Raw genomic sequence first — 19,165 nt, 5'->3', positions numbered from 1 at the left:
TGATTCATTGATCGACGGCACAAGCGTTGCTTCACCGTCCCATGAGTCTAGACCATAGGCAGGGCGGCCGATCCGGGCCTATTTCACAGACTGCTGCAGCTGGCTCTGCCAGAGTCCGGCATAAACCCCCTGCCGGGCCAGGAGGGCATCATGGGTGCCCTGCTCCACCACCTGCCCTTGATCCAGCACAATGATGTGATCCGCATCCTGGATGGTGGAGAGCCGATGGGCGATGGCCAGGGTGGTGCGCGCCCGGGCAATCTCCTTCAAGGCCCCCATGATGGCCTGCTCCGAATGGGAATCCAGGGATGAAGTGGCCTCGTCAAGGATCAGGATGGGCGGGTCCTTGAGGATCACCCGGGCAATGGCGATGCGCTGTTTCTCGCCACCGGAGAGCTTGAGTCCCCGCTCCCCCACCACGGTGTCATATCCCTGGGGCAGGCGGGCAATGAAGTCTTCCAGATGGGCCAGACGGGCGGCCCGCCGCACGGCGGCTTCCGTGGCGCCGGGGCAGCCGTAGGCGATGTTGTAACGGATGCTGTCGTTGAACAGCACCGTATCCTGGGGCACCACGCCGATGGCCGCCCGCAAGCTGTCCTGGGTCACGTCCCGGATATCCTGCCCATGGATGCAGATACTGCCCTGATCCACATCGTAAAACCGGAACAGCAGCCGGGCCAGGGTGGACTTGCCGGCACCGCTGGCGCCGACGATGGCCACCTTGTGCCCGGCGGGTACATGAAAGCTCACCCGGTCCAGGATCCGCCGATCCGGGCCATAGCCGAAACAGACGTCCGTGAACCGGATCTCTCCGCCATCGGCCACCAGCGCGCCCGCCCCGGGGCGATCCACCACCTTGGGCGGCTTGTCCATGAGACCGAACAGACGCTCGATGTTGATCAGGGATTCGCGGATCTCACGGTACACAAAGCCCAGGAAGTTCAGCGGGATGAACAGCTGGATCATGTAGGCGTTGACCATCACCAGATCCCCCACCGTCATCTCCCCGGCGGCCACCCGTGAGGACGCCATGATCATCATGACCGTGATGCCGCCGGCAATGATCAGGGCCTGGCCGGAGTTGAGCGCCGCCAGGGACAGGCGATTCTTCATCCGCGCCGACTCCCAGGCCTCCAGATCCGCGTCATAGCGACGGGCCTCGAAGGCCTCGTTGCCGAAGTATTTCACCGTTTCGTAGTTGAGCAGGCTGTCCACGGCGCGGGTGTTGGATCGGTTGTCCATCTGGTTGGCCTCACGCACGAAGCGGTTGCGCCACTCGGTCACGAAGATGGAAAAGATCACGTAGATGCCCACCGACAGCACCATGGTCACGGCAAAACCCGGACTCAGGATGAGCATCAGGATCACCGCCACCATGGCGATCTCCAACAGGGTGGGGATGATGTTGAAGACGGTGAAGCGCAGCAGGAAGCTGATGCCGGTGGTGCCCCGCTCGATGTCGCGGGTCAGGCCGCCGGTCCGCCGGGACAGGTGAAATCCCAGGTCCATCCGGTGCAGATGCTCGAACACCCGCAGGGAAACCCGCCGCATGGCCCGCTCCGCCACTCGGGCAAAGACCGCGTCCCGCAACTCGCCGAAGAACACCGAGCCGAACCGCAACAGGCCGTAGGCCAGCAACAGCCCCAGGGGAATGGCCACCAGGGCCGCCTCCACCGAGGGATCGAAGTGGTCCACGATGTACTTGAGGGCCACCGGCACCGCCACGTTGGCCAGCTTGGCCAGGGTAAGAAAGACCACGGCCAGGGCCACCCGCCCCCGGAATTCCATCAGGTAGGGCAGCAGACTGCGCAGGATGCGCCAGTTGATGGGTTGATCGGAGTAGGCGTAGTCGGAGCGATGTCTCACATGATTTCCGGCAAGAGGGCAAAGCCTCCGTTATACCCAATGAGATCGATCAAGGAAATATTCCAAAATGCCCGGTTTGCTGTTGTTTTGCGCAGTGCAACTGAATAATCTCTTATGGATCAGCCCTCTCCTCCCCACAGGAACACCCGCAACATGACTTTCAGCCTTCAGCAACATGGCATCAGCGTGGCAAAGGTGCTGCGCAACCCCTCCCCGGCAGTCCTTTATGAAGAGGCCCTGGCCCACGAACACGGCTCCGCCATCTCCGCCACCGGCGCCCTCATCGCCAAGTCCGGCGCCAAGACCGGACGCAGCCCCAAGGACAAGCGCGTGGTCCAGCATGACCACATCAACGACGACGTCTGGTGGGGGTCCGTCAACGTCGGCCTGGAAGCCGGCAGTTTCGACAGCCTGCGCACCCAGGCGGTGGACCATCTCAATACCTGCAGCCGCCTGTATGTCATCGACGGCTTTGCCGGCTGGGATCCCCGCTATCGCATCCGCATCCGGGTGATCTGCGAGCGGGCCTACCACGCCCTGTTCATGCAGAACATGCTGATCCGCCCCACCGCGGAGGAACTGGACAGCTACGGCGAGCCGGACTACGTGATCTACAACGCCGGCCGTGCCGCCGCCGACACCGGCATCCCCGGTGTGAAGAACAGCACCAGCGTGAGCCTGTGCTTTGATCGGCGCGAGTTCGTGATCCTGGGTACCGAATACGCTGGCGAGATGAAGAAGGGCGTGTTCACCATCATGAACTACATCATGCCCAAGCAGAACGTGCTCTCCATGCACTGCTCCGCCAACGAGGGCAAGGACGGCGACGTCTCCATCTTCTTCGGCCTGTCCGGCACCGGCAAGACCACCCTCTCGGCCGATCCTGACCGTGCCCTGATCGGTGACGACGAGCACTGCTGGAGCGACGAGGGGGTCTTCAACATCGAGGGCGGCTGCTATGCCAAGGCCATCAACCTGGACCCGAAGGCAGAGCCGGAAATCTTCAATGCCATCCGTTTCGGTGCCGTGCTGGAAAACGTGGTCTATGACCGGGACACCCGGGAAGTGAACTACGAAGACAGCACCATCACCGAAAACACCCGCTGCTCCTACCCGGTGGAATTCATTCCCAATGCCAAGATCCCCTGCACCGGTGGGCACCCGAGCAACGTGATCTTCCTCACCTGCGACGCCTTCAGCGTGCTGCCGCCGGTCAGCCGGCTGACCCCGGCCCAGGCCATGTACCACTTCATCAGCGGTTACACCGCCAAGGTGGCGGGCACCGAAATGGGCGTGACCGAACCGGAGGCCACCTTCTCCGCCTGCTTCGGCGCGCCCTTCCTGGTCTGGCACCCGACCCGCTACGCGGCACTGCTGGCGGAACGCATCCGCCAGCATGACGTGCGCGTGTGGATGGTGAACACCGGCTGGAGCGGCGGCCCCTACGGCGTCGGCAAGCGCATGAGCATCGCCCACACCCGGGCCATCATCGATGCCATCCATGACGGTTCGCTGGACCAGGTGGAGACGGTGCAGGATCCCATCTTCGGGGTGCACATCCCGGTGTCCTGCCCCAACGTGCCGGACGAGGTGCTGGTGCCTTCCAACACCTGGCAGGACCCGCAGGCCTATCAGGAAACGGCCCGCAAGCTGGCCCGTCTGTTCCACGAGAATTTCAAGACCTACGCGGATCAGGCCAGCCCGGAACTGCTGGCGGCGGCACCGCGGGTGGAGTGAGTCTTTTTCCTCCCCTCACCCCAACCCCTCTCCCACAAGGGGAGAGGGGCTACCGCAGGAAAGTCCGCAACCGCGCCACCGCCTGCTCCAGCACCGGCAGATCCCGGGTGTAGGCAAACCGCACATGGGAGCGGGCCAGGTGGTCGCCAAAATCCAGTCCGGGGGTGATGGCCACCCCCGCCACTTCCAGACAACGCTCCGCCAGGGCAAAGCTGTCCTCGCTGAAGGCGGTGCTGTCCCCGTAGAGGTAGAAGGCGCCACGAGGCGTCACTGGCACCTTCAGGCCCAGCTCCCGCAGGGCCGGCAACAGGAAATCCCGCCGGGCGCGAAAGGCCTCCCGGCGGGCCTCCAGAATCTCCATGCAGGCCGGGGTGAAGGCGGCCAGGGCCGCGTGCTGGGCCGGCGTGGAAGCCGCCAGGAACAGGTTCTGGGCCAGCTTGTCCAACTCCCGCACGCAGTCCCGGGGCGCCACCACCCAACCCAGGCGCCAGCCGGTCATGCCGAAAAACTTGGAGAAGCTGTTGATGACGAACAGGTCTTCGGACAGGGCCGCCGCGGTGCCGTTCTCCCCTTCATACACCAGCCCCTGATAGATCTCGTCCACGATCAGGGCGCCCCCCCGACCCTGGGTGAAGTCCAGCAGTTCGGACAGCAAGGCCCGGTCCGCCAGGGTACCGGTGGGATTGGACGGGGTGGCCACCATGGCCGCCACGGTCCGCTCCGACCAGTGCCGGGCCAGGTGGGCCGCCGTGAGCTGGTAATCCGTCTCCGGCCCCACCGGCACCGATACCGCCTCGCCTTCAAAGGTGCGGACAAAATGACGATTGCAGGGGTAACCCGGATCGGTCATCACCACCTGGTCACCGGGATTGAGCAGGATCCCCATCACCAGCAGCAAGGCACCCGACGCCCCCGGGGTGATCACGATGCGCTCGGGGGCCACGTCCGCGCCCAGGACATCCTGGTAGTAGCGGGCGATGGCCTCCCGCAGGGCGGGCAAGCCGGTGGCCGGGGTGTAATGGGTGTGTCCCGCCCGCAGGGCGCGGATACCGGCCTCCACGATGGGGGCCGGGGTCTGAAAATCCGGTTCGCCGATCTCCAGATGGACGATATCCCGTCCCTGGGCTTCCAGACGCCGGGCGCGGGCCAGCAGGTCCATGACATGAAAGGGCTGGATGTGGGCCATCCGCCGGGCGATGGGGCGTGCGGGAGACATGGCGACGTCAGGACACCTCGGGCCGCATGTGGGGGAACAACAGCACATCACGGATGGAGGGTGAATCGGTGAACAGCATCACCAGCCGGTCGATGCCGATCCCCTCCCCCGCCGTCGGCGGCAGGCCGTGTTCCAGGGCCCGCAGGTAATCGGCATCAAAGTGCATGGCCTCGTCGTCACCGGCCTCTTTCTCCGCCACCTGGCGCCGGAAGCGCTCCGCCTGGTCCTCGTAGTCGTTAAGCTCGGAGAAGCCGTTGGCGATCTCCCGGCCACCGACGAAGAATTCGAAACGGTCGGTGACGAAGGGGTCGTCGTCGTTGCGCCGCGCCAGGGGTGACACCTCGGTGGGATAGGCGGTGATGAAGGTGGGGTCCTTGAGCCGGGGTTCCACCGTCTTCTCGAAGATCTCGATCCACACCTTGCCCAGACCGTAACTGTCCTTGAGGGGGATGCCCAGTTGCCGGGCCACCTCGCGGGCACGGGCCTCGTCGTCCAGGTCGGCGGCCGAGAGCGCCGGATTGAAATGCAGGATGGCGTCCTTGACGGTCATGCGGGCAAAGGGTTGGCCGAAGTCATAGGTATCGCCCTGGTAGTTCACCAACGTGGTGCCCAGCACGTCCCGGGCCAGGGTGCGCAGCAGGTCTTCCGTCAGATCCATGAGCTCATGGTAGGTCACGTAGGCCTCGTAGAACTCCAGCATGGTGAATTCGGGGTTGTGCCGGGTGGAGAGCCCCTCGTTGCGGAAGTTGCGGTTGATCTCGTAGACCTTTTCGAAACCGCCCACCACCAGGCGCTTGAGGTACAGCTCCGGGGCAATGCGCAGGAACAACTGCATGTCCAGAGCATTGTGATGGGTGGCAAAGGGCCGGGCGGTGGCACCGCCGGGGATGGCCTGCATCATGGGGGTTTCCACTTCCAGGAACCCACGACGGTTCAGGTAATCACGGATCGCCTGGATGATGCGGGTGCGGACCCGGAAGGTCTCCCGCACCGGTTCGTTCATGATCAGATCCACGTAACGCTGGCGGTAGCGGGTTTCCATGTCCGACAGGCCGTGGAACTTCTCCGGCAGGGGCCGCAGGGACTTGGTCAGCAGACGCAGGCTATCCACCTGCACCGACAGCTCGCCGGTCTTGGTCTTGAAGAGGGTCCCCTCCGCGCCCAGGATGTCTCCCAGATCCCAGGACTTGAAGTCCTGGTACACCCCTTCCGGCAGGGCATCCCGCTGCACGAAGAGCTGGATACGCCCGGACATGTCCTGCACCTGGGCAAAGCTGGCCTTGCCCATGACCCGTTTGGCCATCATGCGACCGGCCACGGATACCCGCACCGGGGCTTCCTCGAAGAAGGCATCGTCCCGCGCGTCGTATTCGGCGTGGAGTTCACCGGCCATGACGTTGCGACGGAAGTCGTTGGGGAAGGCGATGCCGCCTTCACGCAGACGGCCCAGCTTCTCCCGGCGCTGGGCAATCAGCTTGTTTTCGTCCTGGGTCTGGTCGTTCATTGGCTTGATCGGGTCCTGATGGGAATGCTGTGCGTGAAACGGCGGCTCAAAGCCCGCTCTTAAGGCTGGCTTCGATGAAGGGGTCCAGATCACCGTCCAGCACGGCCTGGGTGTTGCCCACTTCCACGCCGGTGCGCAGATCCTTGATGCGGGACTGGTCCAGCACATAGGAACGGATCTGGCTACCCCAGCCGATGTCGGCCTTGTTGTCTTCCATGGCCTGCTTCTCGGCGTTGCGCTTTTGCAGCTCCAGCTCATAGAGCTTGGCCTTGAGCTGCTTCATGGCCGTGTCCTTGTTCTTGTGCTGGGAACGGTCGTTCTGGCAGGCCGCCACCACGCCGGTGGGCACATGGGTGATACGCACGGCGGACTCGGTCCGGTTCACGTGCTGACCGCCGGCGCCGCTGGCGCGGTAGACGTCGATACGCAGGTCCGCCGGATTGATCTCGATGTCGATGTCGTCATCCACTTCCGGGGACACGAACACCGAGGTAAAGGAGGTATGACGGCGGTTGCCGGAGTCAAAGGGGGACTTTCGCACCAGACGGTGGACGCCGGTTTCGGTGCGCAGCCAGCCGAAGGCATAGGGGCCGTCAAAGCGGATGGTGGCACTCTTGATGCCCGCCACGTCCCCTTCGGAGACTTCCATCAGTTCGGTCTTGAAGCCGCGACGCTCACCCCAGCGCAGGTACATGCGCAGCAGCATCTCCGCCCAGTCCTGGGCCTCGGTGCCGCCGGAGCCTGCCTGGATGTCGAGGAAGGCGGCGCAGCCGTCCATCTCGCCGGCGAACATGCGCTGAAACTCCAGTTCGCCCACCTGCTGTTCGAACCGTTCCAAATCGGCCTCGACGGCCTGGACGGTGTCCTCGTCGTTCTCTTCCTGGGCCAGTTCCAGCAGCTCGCGGGTCTCGCTCAGGCTATCGGTGAGGGTGGCCAGGTTGCCGACCACATGGTCCAGCTGGGCACGTTCGCGCCCCAGGGACTGGGCCTTTTCGGGGTCGTTCCAGATGTTGGGGTCTTCCAGTTCCCGACTGACTTCTTCCAGGCGCTCGCGCTTGGCATCGAAGTCAAAGATACCCCCTCAGGGCTTCCACACGCCCTTGCAGATCCTTGATTTGGGAAAACAGCGGGTTGAGTTCCAGCATCGCTCGGCCTTTCAACGCGGATGTGAATGGGGAAAAGCCGAACATTGTAGCAGAGCTGCCGGGGGACAGGTGGAGATGCAGTCGCCCTCATCCCCGCCCCTTCTCCTCCAAGGGGAGAAGGGAGTATCCGTGGCTGAACCTGGCTGCCCTCACGTCAACGCAGGTAGTCGAACAGGGACAGGCGCTGGACCTGCACATAGGTCTGCTGGGCCGCCTGCAGACTCACCTGTTGCAGGCTGAATCGGCTGATGGCCTCGGCATAGTCCAGGTCGCGGATCTGGGACAGGGTGGTCTCCAGCTGCAGGATCTGCTCGGCGTTGAGATTCTCCTGGGTTTCCACGCCGTTGAGCCGGGCGCCCAGGGTGGCCTGGATGTCCAGGATCCGGCCCAGGCTCTGATCCAGTTCGGTCAGCTTGTCACCCACGCCCCCGGCGGCCTGAAATGCGGCGGGATCTTCCAGAGTCAGGATCAGCTCGCCGATCTTCTCGAACAACGCCGTGTCGGATGCACCGTCACCGAACACCTCGCCGCCGGGATTGCCCAGATTGACCCGGCGCACGGGACTGATGTCCACCTCCCGGCTCATGTCCGCGCCGGAATAGGCGTAGTTACCGGCATCAATGTCGACATCAAACGGCCTGGCATCCGAGGCATATCCCGAGAAGATATATTCCCCGTTGGCATCCCGGGCATTGGCCAGATCCACCAGACCCGCCAGCACCTGGCGCATCTCGGCGGCGATGTAACGCCGGGTTTCGTCGGTCTCGGTGCCGTTGTTGGCCCGCACGGTCAGTTCCCGGATACGCTGCAGACCGTCGGTAACCCCTCCCAGGGTACTTTCCGTCAGTCGCAGACGCTGCTCGGCCAGGGTGGCGTTGCGCTGGTACTGCTCGGTGCGCTCGATGCTGCTCTCGAACTTGAGGGTCTGCACGCTGCCGCTGGGATCATCGGACGGCCGCAGGATACGTCGACCGGTACTGAGCTGGTTCTGGGTCTTGGCCAGTTCCTGCTGCCGGCGCTGAATGACATCAATGCCATTCTGGAACATCTGACTGGTGGATATACGCATGACTAGCGCCTCACTGCCCCGATGAGGGTATCGAACAGGGTGTTGGTGATGGCAATGATCTGGGCCGACGCCTGGTAAGCCTGCTGATAGCGCAGCAGGTTGGCGGCTTCTTCATCCAGGTTCACGCCGGACACGCTTTCCCGCTGGGCCTTGGCATCCGCCAGCAGCCGCTCCTGGGCCAGGGAAGCCACCTCGGCCTGGCGGGTTCTCGTACCGATCCTGCCCACCAGTCCATCATAGGCCCCTTCCAGGGAGGTAGTACCGCCATTGAGGAAGTTGGTGGTCTGAACCTTCGCCAATGCCAGGGCATTGCGGTTGTCGCCGACGCCGCCCGGCTGGCCGGCCGCCGCGATCTCCTCGGGGTTCTTGATGGTCACGGCAATGTCCGCCGAGGCATTGCGGGTGGGACGGATGAGGAAACTGTCTCCAGCGGACCCCGAGGCAGGCATGGTGATGACCAGACCGTCCACCTTGATCTCATCCCCCGCGCCGTAACTCCCCAATTTCCGACCGTCCGACACACGGGTCAGATGCCATTCGCCACCTTCATGCGTCAACCGGTAGTCGCTGGCCTTGAGCTGCCCCCACTGACTCGGGTCGGTATCGAAAGTCACCGTGGGATTGGGGCCCGAGACCCCCTTGCCCGGCAACACTTCCGGGGTTGGCACCTTGAAAAACGCCTTGTCCGTCTCCCCCAGCAGATCATAACCTTGCCGATGCTGGTCATTGAACGCCAGGGCAAGCCCCACCGCCACCCGACCCAACTCGTTGTGGGCCACATCCAGCACGTTATTGCGGACTTCCAGCAGTCCTCCCAGCTGCCCACCCGTCATCTGACGGGTGATGTCGACGGCCTTGTCTCCCGTGCCGAGCCGGATTTCCAGGGGCATGCCGGGAGTGGAAGGCACCGCGTTCAGGGGCGTTGCCCGGTTTCCCAGGACCACTCCCTGCCCACGCCCGATGAAGACATTCATCGCCCCATCGTCCTGCTCGACCGTGGTCACATCCACATAACCCGACAGCTCCAGGATCAGCTGATCCCGCTTGTCCAGGAGATCGTTGGGCGGCTGTCCCCGGCCCTGGGCACTGACGATCTGGGCGTTCAAGCGGGCAAGGGCGTCGGTGATACTGTTGATTTCCTGGACCGAATCGCCGATCTGGCCATCGACGATGAACTGCTGATCCTGGAATCGCTGATGCAGAAAATTGAACCGATCCACCAGCGATTCCGCTTCCGCGAGCAGCACGGTGCGGTTGGCGCTGGAAGTGGGGTCGTTCGCCACCCCCTGCACCGCGGAAAAGAAACCCTGCAAGGCAGGGGCCAAACCCGCGGAGGGATCCGCCACCAGATTGTCCACCCGGCTCAGGGAGTCATAAAGCGTGTCGTAGTAGCGACTGGTGGAAGTGGTGTTGCGTAGCTGAGTCTGGATGAATTCGTCATACATGCGGCGGATGGTCGTACCCTGCACGCCCTTGCCGATGTATCCCCCCCCCGAAAACTGAGCCGGCCGGGTGGCCACTTCCGCGCGCTGGCGACTGTAACCCTCCGTGTTGACGTTGGCGATGTTATGCCCCGTGGTGTCCAGCGCCCGCTGGGCCGTGTTGAGTGCCGAGGTCGCAATGTTGAACAGTCCGCTGGTCATGACAGCCTCCCGGCGAACCGCTCCGCCTGATACTCGATGTAATACATGGACATGGTGCTTCCCTCCGTCAGATTGTCGGCGGCAAGGTGCCGGACTTGAGTGCCGCCAGGGTGTCACTCAAGGTGCCGCGTTCCAGGATATTGAGAATCTTGTCGGCATAGGCCGGGTCGGTGGCATAACCGGCCGCCTGCAGGCCCCTGACATAGGCCTCCGCATCCCCCGCCACTTCCAGGGCCTGGCGATAGCGGGGATTGGTCTGCAGGAAGTTCACGTAATCGGCAAAGCTTTCCGCCAGGCTGCCGTAGGAGCGAAAGGCCGCCCGCTGCAATTCGGGGACATCATTCACATACTCCAGGGTCTGCACATGGGCCCGCTCTCCCTCCCAGCGGCGATCGGCCTTGATGCCGAACAGATTGTGACTGCTGCGGCCATCACCATGCCGGATGACGTGGCGCCCCCAGCCGGTCTCCAGGGCGGACTGGGCCACCAGCACCTCCGGGGCCACTCCCAGAGCCCTGGCGGCCTGCTGGGCATGGGGCCAGAGATCCCGGATGAACTCCCGTGGAGACCCCGGAGACCAGGGACCTTCGGCCGCCGTGCCATCACCCGCCCGGGCGGCCCTCGTCACCTTCGAGGCCCTCGCGGCATCCTTCACCGTCGCTGCCTCGGATGCCTTCGAGGCACCCGTCATCGCGGCTGCTTCGATTGCCGAGCGCACCACCGGGATCCGGTGCACGGGCATGTTCAGTGCTCCCGTCGACATCGACCCGGCATCGGCGCCGATGCCCGTCAGCTCACGCATGACCTGCTCCCGCAGACCGATGCCGTTGCCCCGGGCCATGTCCAGGGCGATCTGCTGATCGAACATGCCCTGGAAGAAACGGGTGTGCTCGCCGGTGAGCCCACCATCCGTGGGCATGGCGGCCCGCATGCTCTTGAGCATCTGCTGGATGAACAGGGCCTCGAACTGACGCGCCACCTCGTCCGACGCCTCCGCGGACCCGGACTGGGTACGGGCACGCAGTTCCGCCAGACCGTGCATGTCGGTGTAGTGGTAACTGTCGGCGATGTGGCTGGTCATGTGCGCTCCCCCCGTCAGATGACGATCAGCTCGGCGCGCAGGGCGCCGGCCTCGCGCAGGGCTTCCAGGATGGAGACCAGATCACCGGGAGCCGCGCCTACCTGATTCACGGCCCGGACGATTTCGTCCAGGGTCACGCCGGGATTGAACAGGAACATGCGGCCGTCTTCTTCCGTCACCTCGATATCCGTTTGCGGCGTCACCACCGTCTCGCCCTGCCCGAAGGGGGCGGGCTGGGAGACCTGGGCGCGCTCGGTGATGGTCACCGTCATGCTGCCGTGCGACACCGCCGCCGGCATCACCCGTACATTGCTGCCGATCACCACCGTGCCGGTGCGGGAGTTGACGATCACCTTGGCCGGCGGCTCACCGGGCTGGACCCGCAGGTTTTCCAGCACCGAGATGAAGGACACTCGCTGCCCCGGATCCCGCGGCGCGCTGACCCGTACCGAGGAACCGTCCATCGGCCGGGCGGTTCCGGGTCCCATGGCATCATTGATGGCATCACTCAGGCGATTGGCGGTGGTGAAGTCGTGGCGGTGCAGATTCAGGGTGACGTGATCACCCTGGGCAAAGGCCGAGGGCACCTCGCGCTCCACCGTGGCACCATTGGGAATGCGGCCCACGCTGGGGACATTCACGCTGACCCGGGAGCCATCGGCGCCGGCCACGCCGAAGCCGCCCACGATCAGATTGCCCTGGGCAATGGCATAGGTCTGGCCGTCCGCCCCCTTGAGCGGGGTCATGAGCAGGGTGCCGCCCCGCAGGCTGCCGGCGTTGCCGATGGAAGATACCGTGACGTCGATGGTCTGGCCCTGCTTGGCAAAGGGCGGCAGGTCGGCATGGATCATCACCGCCGCCACGTTGCGCAACTGGGGATTGACGTTGGGTGGCACGGTGACACCCAGCTGACCCAGCATGTTCTTGAGGCTTTGCACCGTGAACGGTGCCTGGGTGGTCTGGTCGCCGGTGCCGTCCAGACCCACGACAAGGCCGTAACCCACCAGTTGGTTGCTTCGGACGCCGGCCACCGAGGCCATGTCCTTGACACGCTCCGCCGCGCCCGCGCCGGAGGGGAGGATCAGGGACAGCACCAGCAGTGTCACGGCCCAGACGATCAGTACTGTACGTATGTTGTTAGACATGGCGCGGCACTCCTAGAAAGGCCACACGGGGCTGTTGAAGAATCGGCTCAACCAGCCCTGGCGGTTGCTGTCGGCCAGGGCACCCCGCCCCCCATAGGCCACCTGGGCAGAGGCCACCTGGGTGGAAAGGATGGTGTTGTCGGCGCGGATGTCCACGGGTCGGACGATTCCCCTTAGCCGGATGTACTCCTCGCCCTGGTTGATCTTCAGCCACTTCTCTCCCTGTACCACCAGGTTGCCGTTGGGCAGCACCTCCGACACCATCACGGTGATGGAGCCGTCCAGCCGGTTGCTCTGGGAAGCATTGCCCTGGCCGTCGAAATCCCGGTTGCCACTGATCTCGGTGTTGAGCAGGGGACGCCCGTTGTGGGTGACCGGCCGCCCCAGGATGGTGGGGTTGGCCATGCTCACACTGGACTCCTTGCTGGTGGAGGTACTGGCCGACTTGCTGGCCTGGGTCCTTTCCGCCAACAGCACCGTGAGGACATCCCCCACCTGGCGAGCCTTGTAGTCGGCAAACAGGCCCTGCACCGCCGTGGGCTGGAAGATGGCGCCGTTGTTGTGTTCCGGCGGTATGGGCATGGGCGGCATGACGGTGGCGAAGTTGGGATTGTCGCCCCGCTCCACCGGCTTCACCGTGGCGCAGCCGCTCATGACCACCAGAAGACATGCCAGGGGCAGGCCCGCAAGGGCAAGCGGCGGCCGCATTGGAGTTTTCAGGTTTCGGGTGTTCATGATGGGCTACCTTCGGTCATGAATCGGGCCGGGATCACAGATTGTTGTTGATGTACTGCATCATCTGGTCGGAGGTGGAAATGGCCTTGGAATTGATCTCGTAGGCCCGCTGGGTCTCGATCATGTTCACCAGCTCCTCGGCGATGTTCACGTTGGAACTCTCCAGGGAGCCTTGCATCAGACGGCCCAGACCGTCCTGGCCGGGATTGCCCTGCTGGGGCGCGCCGCTGGCGGCGGTTTCGATGAACAGGTTCTGGCCGATGGGCTGCAGGCCGGCGGGATTGATGAAGTCGGCCAGCTGGATGTTGCCCACTTCCACCGGGGCATTTTCCTGACCGGCCAGGGTGACGCTGACGATACCGTCCTGGCTGACGGTGATGCTGGTGGCGCCTTCCGGAATGAAGATGCCCGGCTGCAGCTCAAAGCCGTTGGACATGACCACCTGACCATCGGCATTGAGCTGGAAGCTGCCGTCCCGGGTATAGGCGATGTTGCCCTCGGGAGTCAGGATCTCGAAGAACCCCCGCCCCTGAACGGAGATGTCCAGGGCATTGTCGGTCTGGATATGGTTGCCCTGGGTGAAGATCTTGTCGGTGGCCACGGTGCGCACCCCTACCCCGGTCATCAGACCGGTGGGCAGCTGATTGTTCTGCGCCGCCTGGGCACCCGGCTGGCGCACGGTCTGGTAGATCAGATCCTCGAACGAGGCGCGCCCCTTCTTGAAGCCCGTGGTATTCACGTTGGCCAGGTTGTTGGAGACCACCGACATGCGGGTCTGCTGGGCATCCAGCCCGGTCTTGGCAATCCAGAGTGCTTGATTCATGATCTTGTCCTCCTGCTAGGCATGGCCGGCCGATCAGGACATGCGCAACAGCTGGGCGCTGCTGCGATCCAGATCTTCGGCGGTCTTCATGAGCTTCACGTAGGTTTCGTAATTCCGTGCCAGCTCGATCATGTTGACCATGGCTTCCACGGTGTTGACGTTGCTGCCTTCGAGCATCCCGGAGGTCAGTGAAACGGCGGCATCGGCCGGCTCCACCTGGCCGTCTCCCCGACGAAACAGGCCGTCCTCGCCCCGCGCCAGTGCCTCCAGGGGCGGATTGACCAACTTCACTCGTCCCACTTCGGCCAGGACGTTGGCCTCCTGGCCGAGGGGGCGGATGCTGATGGTGCCGTCACCGCCGACGAGAATGGTCTCGAAGGGCGGGATGGCGATGGGACCGTCCTCGCCCAGTACCGGCAGGTCATCACCGGTGGTGAGCAGGCCCACGTTGTTCACCTTGAAATTGCCTGCCCGGGTGTAGGCCTCGGTACCGTCCAGGGCCTGGACCGCAATCCAGCCGTCACCCTGCACCGCCACGTCCAGATCCCGGCCGGTGGCAACCTGCGGACCGTGGGTGAAGTCCGCCTCCACGGCCTGAAGCTGGGCATAGTCCCGGCTGTCGAACACCGGCCCCCGCAGGGGATGGTTGGTGAACACCTCCAGGCTCTTGCGAAACCCGGTGGTGTTGGCATTGGCCAGGTTGTGGGTGTTGACCTGCTGGGAGTGCGCGGCCTCCCGAGCGCCGGTCATGGCGATGTAGAGCATGCGGTCCATCAGTCGTTACCTCCGTTAACGGATGTTGATGATGGTCTGCGTCAGGGTGTCGGCGGTGCTGATCACCTGGGCATTGGCCTGGAAGTTGCGCTGGGCGGTGATGAGCTTGACCAGCTGATCGGCGATGTTGACGTTGGCCGCCTCATAGGCGCCGCCCTGGATCAGTCCGAAATTGGACTCGCCACCACGCCCCAGCAGGGGCTCGCCGGAGCTGGACGACACCACCCAGTTGGTCCCGCCCACAGGCTGCAGCCCCTGGGGGTTGTCGAAGTTGGCCAGCGCCACCTGCCCCAGCGGACGATTCGCGCCGTTGGAATAGCGGGCAAACACGGTACCGTCCGTGTCCACGTCCACGCTCACCAGCTGGCCGGCGGCATAACCGTCCTGCCTCAACGCGGCGACGCTGAATTTGTTGCCATACTGGGTGGTCTGGCCGAAGTCCACTTCGATGTTCAGGTCCGCTGCACCGTTGGGCAATCCGGAAGCACTGAGAACCAACGGCTGGGTGGCGGTTTTGTCCAGTGTGCCGTCGTTCTTGAATGCCAGCTTGCTCTCGCCCACCTTGACCTGCTCTCCGCCGATATCCATGTAGGCGGCCACGTCCCAGGTCTTTTCCTCGGGTGGAGGCTGGCGCTGCACGAACAGGGACACCGTCCGGGCAGACCCCAGCGAATCATAGACGGTCAGTGAAGTTGAATAGTTGAAGGTATCCGGATCCTGGGGGTCTATCGCCTGGACTTCACCGGCCGATGTCAGGGTAATGAATTGACCGGGCTCCATGTCGTCAATGTCGGCGGCCGTGATGGACCCCGAATCCGAAGTGCCAAGACTGAATTCCCCGCCGGGGAAGTTGATCGTCACGGGATTGCTGGTGTTGTTGGTGACGTTGATGGATCCGTCCGCTTGCGCCACCGCCGTCACACCGGGAATAAGGCCGCTGATCGCCGCCTCAAGATAATTTGCCGTCACTGTCGCCGGCAGCTCGCTGGTGCGACCCGTACCGAGATCCCCATCGAAATTCCACGTCAGACGCTGTCCCGGCTGCAAAACCGAAGCATCCAGCTGCGTGGCAGTGCCGTCACCCGGTACCACGACATTGCTGGGTGAACCAAATCTCAGTTCCTGGCCCGTATTGTTCTGAATTTCCACTTCGCCCGCGGCATTCAATGCAATCGTGATGTCGTCAATATCGTTGAGTCCGCCCGGCACGGTCAGGACATTCAACAGTTCCTGTGGCGTCACCTCCCCTCTCAGGTTGACATGTTGAACACCACCGAGGGGATCGGCCTCGGAGCTGAGGTTCATCAAGGCATCAATGGTCGTGGTCGGACGCGGTGCGGCGTCACCCGTCGTGAGCCGGATCGGCTGCAGCAGGTTTCCGCCGTCGGGCGGATACCCCATCAGGCGCTGCCCGGCGGCATTGACCATGAAGCCTTCCCGATCCACCTGGAACTGTCCGGCGCGGGTGTATTCAGTGATGCCGCCGCGGTCCAGGATGAAAAAGCCCTGACCATTGATGGCCAGATCCAGGTTATTGTCCGTAAAGTTCAGGTCACCCTGGGTGAACTGCTGGGTCACGGACGCCAGATTCACGCCGCTCCCGGTGGCGGTCTTCGAGACCCCGGTATAGGACAGCGCAAACACATCCGCGAACTCGGCACGGGAGCGCTTGAAACCCGCCGTGGAGGAGTTGGCGATGTTATGCCCCGTCACCTGCAGATCCGATGAGGCCGCGTTCAGACCGGTCAGACCGATATTGAATGATGGCATGGTGTAACCCTCAGTTTATTGGCTTGTTTCTAAAAGACGCGTCTCAACCGATCTGCCGGACCGTGGCCAGGTCGATCTCACCGAAACCTTCCACGATCAGCGTGACTCCCCCGCCGGCCTGCCCGGTACGCACACTGTCCACCCGTGCATTGAGCAGGGTCTGGGGCTGGCTGGTCTGGCCGTCGAGTTGGGCCTCGGCACGAAACTCATACACCCCCGGTGGTGCCCGCTCGCCGTCCGTGGTGATGCCGTCCCAGACAAAGGATTTCATGCCACTCCCCTGCCCACCCATGGGGATGCGACGCACCAGTACACCCGCCTCGTTGTAGACGTTCACCGTCAAATCATTGGCGGAGGCTTTCAGATCCACCCCGCCGCGGATACCGCCCTCCTCACCCAGCACCGCCAGATCCACCGGAATCAGCACCTCGCGATCCACCAGGGCGGCGGCCTGCAGGGTCTGATTGGCCTGCATGGCCTGGGCAATGCCGTCAAAGGATTTCTGCAGCTCACCAATTCCGTTGACCGTGCCGAACTGGGCGATCTGGCCCAGAAAATCACCACTTTCCATGGGTTCGAAGGGGTCCTGGTTCTGCAACTGGGTGATCATCAGCTTGAAGAAATCCGCCTGTCCCAATTCGTCCCGGCTGGATTCCTTTTTCTGTCCGGCGGCCGAGGTCAGGCCCAGACTGGCCAGGGTGTTGGCATCAATGACGCTCATGGTTCATCCCTCCTATGACTGGCCCAGTTGCAGAGTTCGCAATAGCAATTGCTTGGTGGTATTCATCACTTCCACGTTGTTCTCGTAGCTACGGGACGCGGAAATCATGTTGGCCATCTCGTCCACCAGATTGACGTTGGGCATGTAGACATACCCTTGTTCATTGGCCAGCGGATGATGAGGCTCATATTTCACGAAGGGCTCGGCCTGGCTCTCGACGATGCCGGCCACCCGTACCGGAGAAGTGGACGCACTGCCGCCGAACTGGTCCATCACGGTCTGGAACACCGGCTGCTTGGAGCGGTAGGCCTGCTCGGGGGTGGTGCTGGCCACCTGGGCATTGGCCATGTTGCTGGCGATGGTATTCAAACGTACCGACTGGGCGCTCAGCGCCGAACCGGAGACGTCGAAGATCTTGAACATGTTGCTCATGACTTAATCTCCCGGCCTATTCGCCTTTGAGGGCCGTGCGCAGGCCGCTGAATTTCTTGCTGAGAAAATCCAGGCTGGCCTGATACTGCACGGTATTTTCGGCAAAGGCCGCCTGCTCCAACTGAGGATCCACCGTGTTGCCATCCAGGGATGGCTGGGTGGGCACCCGATAGAGCGGCTCACCCAGAGCCTGACCCGAGGCATCAGTGGCAATATGGGCGGCGTGGGTAAGGCGCAGGCCCAGGGCATCGGGCTGATGCGCACGACTGAGCACCTGACGAAAATCCAGGTCCCGTGCCTTGTAGTTGGGGGTGTCGGAATTGGCGATGTTGGAGGCGAGCAACTCCAGGCGCTTTGAGCGCACCTGCAGCGCATCGCCGTGGATACCAATGGCCCTGTCTATGGAAAGTGGCATGGACTCGACCTCAAGAAATGTTCCTGAAGGTCGAAAATGCAATCAACGTGCCATAAAAGAAAGTCTCGTTATTTTAGAGACTTAAGGGAAAGGCACCCGGAATCGGAGAGGCTGCCACGGCAAGATACCGCCGTTCGCAAGGTCCCGGCCCATGGAGCGGGTCGGGTTATTGACGCCTGTGCTTTCAGCGCAGGCGATATACAACGCCCGGATTGCAACGCACCATTTCAAAGGCGTCGGAATAATTGGCCATGGACTCGGAGGCCCCCAGGAAAAGATAACCACCCGGATTGAGAATCTGGGAGATACGCTTGAGAATCAGCTTCTTGGAGTCAATGGAGAAGTAGATCAAGACATTGCGACAGAACACCACATCAAAACGCCCCAGCAGGGTGTAGCTGTCCATGAGATTGAATTCACGGAAGGTGGCGCGGGCCTTGATGTCGGGCCGGAGAGACCAGCGATCGCCATTCTGCACGAAGAAACGTTGGCGTCGCTCAAGGGACAGGCCGCGGGCGACGGCCAGGGAATCGTAGCTGGCCTCTCGCGCTTCCTTGAGCACCGCGCCGGAGATGTCCGTGCCCAGGATCTGCACATCCCGCAGGCTGCCGGGGCGGGATTGCTGGTATTCACTGAACCCCATGCTGATGGAATAGGCTTCCTGTCCGGATGAGCAGGCGGCAGACCAGATGCGCGGGGCGTATCCCGCCCCCTTCTGCTTTGCCAGTTCCGGATAGATCTGGTTCTTGAGGATCTCAAAGGGAAACACGTCCCGAAACCAGTAGGTTTCGTTGGTGGTCATGGCCTCGATCACCCGCTCTCGCAGCCCGGGATTCCGCCCCAGCTTGAGCTGCCTGAGCAGCTCGCTCACGGAAGAAACCGAGAACTCGCCCATGAGCCGCGACAGGCGGCTGTTCACCAGGTAGTGCTTGTTTTCCCCCAGGACCAGTCCACAGGACTTCTCCAGAAACAGCCTGAAATCCTCGTAATCCTGAGATTCGATAGGGCCTGACAAGGTGGTTTCCTGTTATGGATCAATCTTTCGTTATAGAACACAAACCATCGAACGGCATATGGATGGTACACAGT

General features: G+C 63.0%; 17 protein-coding genes and 1 pseudogene. 1 reads left to right on the top strand and 17 read right to left on the bottom strand.

Annotation, left to right across the window (positions count from 1 at the left end):
• Positions 1-78: 78 nt before the first annotated feature.
• A complete protein-coding gene (locus ACLF6L_RS04795) occupies positions 79-1,866 on the bottom strand; it encodes an ABCB family ABC transporter ATP-binding protein/permease (protein ID WP_238617504.1) in 1,788 nt (595 codons plus the stop codon).
• A gap of 153 nt (positions 1,867-2,019) precedes the next feature.
• On the opposite strand from ACLF6L_RS04795, the gene pckA reads away from it, so the two are divergent.
• The gene (pckA, locus tag ACLF6L_RS04790; RefSeq protein ID WP_412852476.1) at positions 2,020-3,603 is read left to right on the top strand and encodes a phosphoenolpyruvate carboxykinase (ATP); all 1,584 of its coding nucleotides are present in this window, start codon (positions 2,020-2,022) and stop codon (positions 3,601-3,603) included.
• Positions 3,604-3,652: 49 nt separating this feature from the next.
• On the opposite strand, the gene ACLF6L_RS04785 is transcribed toward pckA, so the two are convergent.
• The 16 genes and pseudogenes from ACLF6L_RS04785 to ACLF6L_RS04710 all read right to left on the bottom strand — a co-directional run bounded on the left by ACLF6L_RS04785 (position 3,653) and on the right by ACLF6L_RS04710 (position 19,091).
• Positions 3,653-4,819, bottom strand: a complete 1,167-nt coding sequence (locus ACLF6L_RS04785) for a pyridoxal phosphate-dependent aminotransferase (protein ID WP_238617506.1) — start codon at positions 4,817-4,819, stop codon at positions 3,653-3,655.
• A 7-nt stretch (positions 4,820-4,826) separates the two neighbouring features.
• On the bottom strand, positions 4,827-6,323 hold the full coding sequence (lysS, locus tag ACLF6L_RS04780; RefSeq protein ID WP_008931709.1) for a lysine--tRNA ligase: 1,497 nt from the start codon (positions 6,321-6,323) through the stop codon (positions 4,827-4,829).
• A 46-nt stretch (positions 6,324-6,369) separates the two neighbouring features.
• Positions 6,370-7,468 (bottom strand): peptide chain release factor 2 gene (gene prfB / locus ACLF6L_RS04775; RefSeq protein WP_238617507.1). Its coding sequence is split into 2 segments (ribosomal slippage): positions 6,370-7,392 and positions 7,394-7,468, totalling 1,098 coding nucleotides; the frame shifts between segments, so codons are not numbered across the junction.
• A gap of 154 nt (positions 7,469-7,622) precedes the next feature.
• Entirely contained in the window at positions 7,623-8,537 is a 915-nt protein-coding gene (gene flgL, locus ACLF6L_RS04770; RefSeq protein ID WP_238617508.1) for a flagellar hook-associated protein FlgL, read from the bottom strand.
• Positions 8,538-8,539: 2 nt separating this feature from the next.
• A complete protein-coding gene (gene flgK / locus ACLF6L_RS04765) occupies positions 8,540-10,180 on the bottom strand; it encodes a flagellar hook-associated protein FlgK (RefSeq protein WP_238617509.1) in 1,641 nt (546 codons plus the stop codon).
• 67 nt (positions 10,181-10,247) lie between these two features.
• Positions 10,248-11,261 carry a flagellar assembly peptidoglycan hydrolase FlgJ gene (flgJ, locus tag ACLF6L_RS04760; RefSeq protein WP_412852475.1) on the bottom strand — a complete coding sequence of 338 codons (1,014 nt, stop codon included), beginning with the start codon at positions 11,259-11,261 and terminating at the stop codon, positions 10,248-10,250.
• A gap of 14 nt (positions 11,262-11,275) precedes the next feature.
• On the bottom strand, positions 11,276-12,406 hold the full coding sequence (locus ACLF6L_RS04755) for a flagellar basal body P-ring protein FlgI (RefSeq protein WP_238617511.1): 1,131 nt from the start codon (positions 12,404-12,406) through the stop codon (positions 11,276-11,278).
• Positions 12,407-12,418: 12 nt separating this feature from the next.
• Positions 12,419-13,114: a flagellar basal body L-ring protein FlgH gene (gene flgH / locus ACLF6L_RS04750; RefSeq protein ID WP_008931716.1), complete on the bottom strand. Its 696-nt coding sequence runs from the start codon at positions 13,112-13,114 to the stop codon at positions 12,419-12,421.
• A gap of 61 nt (positions 13,115-13,175) precedes the next feature.
• A complete protein-coding gene (gene flgG, locus ACLF6L_RS04745; RefSeq protein WP_008931717.1) occupies positions 13,176-13,964 on the bottom strand; it encodes a flagellar basal-body rod protein FlgG in 789 nt (262 codons plus the stop codon).
• Between the two features lie 33 nt (positions 13,965-13,997).
• Complete coding sequence (locus tag ACLF6L_RS04740) at positions 13,998-14,738, bottom strand: flagellar basal body rod protein FlgF (RefSeq protein WP_238617512.1); 741 nt, start codon at positions 14,736-14,738, stop codon at positions 13,998-14,000.
• Positions 14,739-14,753: 15 nt separating this feature from the next.
• Positions 14,754-16,043 carry a flagellar hook protein FlgE gene (locus ACLF6L_RS04735; RefSeq protein ID WP_412852750.1) on the bottom strand — a complete coding sequence of 430 codons (1,290 nt, stop codon included), beginning with the start codon at positions 16,041-16,043 and terminating at the stop codon, positions 14,754-14,756.
• Positions 16,020-16,508 (bottom strand): annotated as a pseudogene (locus ACLF6L_RS04730) (flagellar hook-basal body complex protein); the annotation flags it as partial. The pseudogene ACLF6L_RS04730 and the gene ACLF6L_RS04735, both read right to left, overlap by 24 nt.
• Before the next feature lie 43 nt (positions 16,509-16,551).
• Entirely contained in the window at positions 16,552-17,229 is a 678-nt protein-coding gene (locus ACLF6L_RS04725) for a flagellar hook assembly protein FlgD (RefSeq protein ID WP_238617513.1), read from the bottom strand.
• Positions 17,230-17,241: 12 nt separating this feature from the next.
• A complete protein-coding gene (gene flgC / locus ACLF6L_RS04720) occupies positions 17,242-17,661 on the bottom strand; it encodes a flagellar basal body rod protein FlgC (RefSeq protein WP_008931721.1) in 420 nt (139 codons plus the stop codon).
• 16 nt (positions 17,662-17,677) lie between these two features.
• The gene (gene flgB / locus ACLF6L_RS04715; protein ID WP_238617514.1) at positions 17,678-18,076 is read right to left on the bottom strand and encodes a flagellar basal body rod protein FlgB; all 399 of its coding nucleotides are present in this window, start codon (positions 18,074-18,076) and stop codon (positions 17,678-17,680) included.
• A 184-nt stretch (positions 18,077-18,260) separates the two neighbouring features.
• Positions 18,261-19,091, bottom strand: coding sequence for a CheR family methyltransferase (locus tag ACLF6L_RS04710; RefSeq protein ID WP_238617515.1), 831 nt, complete (start codon positions 19,089-19,091; stop codon positions 18,261-18,263).
• Positions 19,092-19,165 lie beyond the last annotated feature (74 nt).

This window comes from Ectothiorhodospira shaposhnikovii (assembly GCF_047222355.1).
Taxonomy (GTDB): Bacteria; Pseudomonadota; Gammaproteobacteria; order Ectothiorhodospirales; family Ectothiorhodospiraceae; genus Ectothiorhodospira.
This window is presented reverse-complemented; position numbering and strand designations above follow the sequence as displayed.